Source organism: Niameybacter sp., from assembly GCF_036655075.1.
Classification (GTDB): Bacteria; Bacillota; Clostridia; order Lachnospirales; family Cellulosilyticaceae; genus Holtiella.
The window spans coordinates 1-2,096 of sequence record NZ_JAVVQU010000104.1; the positions used below are offsets into that span (position 1 = coordinate 1).

Genomic DNA, 2,096 nt, shown 5'->3' on the forward strand with positions numbered 1-2,096 from the left:
TAAGCTTGTGATAAGCCATATAGAAGGTGGCTTATCTACTCAGCTTCGATGGCTTGCAATCCTTTTAACTATCTGTTAACCTAAATATAGAAACTTTAAGGTTAAAGGAGTTGTAGGCTATGGATAAAGAATTAGACCGCTTAGCAAAAGAAAATGCCCCATTACCTATTGGATTACCAGCCTACAAACAATGCTATTATATTAGTGCTCGTGGGCTTTACCAACAATATGCAAAAGGTGAAATCACCTTAGAACGTGCCCGTTTGGAAAAGAAAGAGTTGCTTAGTGCCTATAAAGAAGGGGAGTGGGAATGGTCTTATTTCCTCAAACTTCATGAACTCAAAGGTCATTTACAACAACTCTCACAAGATAGTTTTAACTCTGTATTAGAATATGAAATCTTAGAAATGATTGAAACCTTACTTAAATAAAAACGCCCTAAATAGGGCGTTTTATCTTTTATAAAGAGATTGTTTAGTTTCATAGTCTAAAAATTTAAAATGTATATAAGTGATAACATGTATATGTGAAACTAATACGGTTTGTTTGATAATAGACCATAATTCCAATTTGATAGGGAGTAGAATTATCACCCAGTCACCATATAATGTATAATTTTTTGCCTAATTAATACTTATTATACTTGATATAAGGTTTAAATTTCAATATATTCTCCTGAGTTGTTTCAAACTACTTGAAAAACCAGTGTCAATATGTAACAATAAGTAAGGTTTACATCTAAAATTTGCATACATTAAAGGAGTTTTTATGGCTAAAAAGAATGAAATCGTCGACGGTATAATTGAAAAAGTTAAGTTTCCAAATAAGGGATTTATGTATATAGAGGAAAATATTCCAGTTTGTGTACCAGATACTTTCCCAGGACAGAAAGTAAGTGTACGCCTTCAGAAAAAACGCAAAGGGCAGTGGCAAGGAAAAGCACTCACTTGTCATGAAAGTCCAGCACACTTTATTACGCCAAAATGTGAATACTTTGGAATGTGTGGGGGATGTGCTATGCAACAAGTTCCTTATGAATCACAACTAGAGCATAAACATACACTTGTGATGGATCTTTTAAACGGTGCAAAAGTAACAGATTTTGAAGATATGGGGATTATCGGTAGTCCAATGGAGTGGGCTTATCGTAATAAAATGGAATTTTCATTTGGCGATGCTTGTAAAGATGGCCCAATGTGCCTTGGTATGCATCGTAAAAATAGTACCTTTGACATTATCACAGTAGATGGTTGTCACATTGTACATGAAGACTTCAGTATGATCTTACGCTTCATCTTACGCTATGCACAATCTATGGGTTTACCATTTTACAAAAAGAAAATTCATGAAGGTTTCTTACGTTACCTCATCGTGCGTCGTTCTGAAGCAACAGGTGATTTACTCATCAACGTCGTAACGACAACACAAATAGATTTTGATTTCTCTCAACTTGTTACCTATTTAATAGGAATGGGGACAATAGGCAAAATTACAGGGATTATTCATACCCAATCTGACACATTAGCCGATGCTGTAAAACCAGAAACGGTGCATCTTCTCTATGGACAAGATTATTTCACAGAAAACATCTTAGGCTTAAACTTCAATATTTCTCCTTTCTCATTCTTCCAAACCAATACAAAAGGAGCAGAGAAACTTTACAAAACAGCACTAGCTATGCCAGAAGATATGGCCAACAAAGTAGTCTTTGACCTTTACTCAGGGACAGGTACCATTGCCCAAATCATGGCATCTCGTGCAAAAGAAGTTTATGGCATCGAAATTGTAGAAGAAGCTGTAGAAAAAGCAAAACAAAATGCTACACTCAACGGCCTTATAAACTGTCACTTTGTAGCGGGAGACGTACTTAAAGAAGTGGGTAACCTTGATGTGAAGCCAGAACTTATCGTCCTTGACCCCCCAAGAGAAGGGATTCATCCAAAAGCAATTGATAAAATCATTGGATTTGATGCTAAAGAGTTACTTTACATCTCTTGTAAGCCAACAAGCTTAGCACGTGACCTTCCTGTGTTCGAAGAAGCGGGTTACAAAGTGAAGAAAGTCTGCTGTGTTGATATGTTCCCTCATACAAATCA

The 2,096-nt window shown here is 36.0% G+C and carries 2 protein-coding genes; both read left to right on the top strand.

Annotated elements, in window-relative coordinates; genetic code table 11:
* Nucleotides 1-119 precede the first annotated feature (119 nt).
* The gene (locus tag RRY75_RS14145) at nt 120-431 is read left to right on the top strand and encodes a hypothetical protein (protein ID WP_332493270.1); all 312 of its coding nucleotides are present in this window, start codon (nt 120-122) and stop codon (nt 429-431) included.
* A gap of 337 nt (nt 432-768) precedes the next feature.
* The coding region (gene rlmD, locus RRY75_RS14150) for a 23S rRNA (uracil(1939)-C(5))-methyltransferase RlmD (protein WP_332717419.1) at nt 769-2,096 on the top strand (1,328 nt) is incomplete at its 3' end.

Coding starts and splice junctions, on each gene's coding strand:
- RRY75_RS14145 (WP_332493270.1), top strand. CDS start 120: ATGGATAAAGAATTAGACCGCTTAGCAAAAGAAAATGCCCCATTACCT.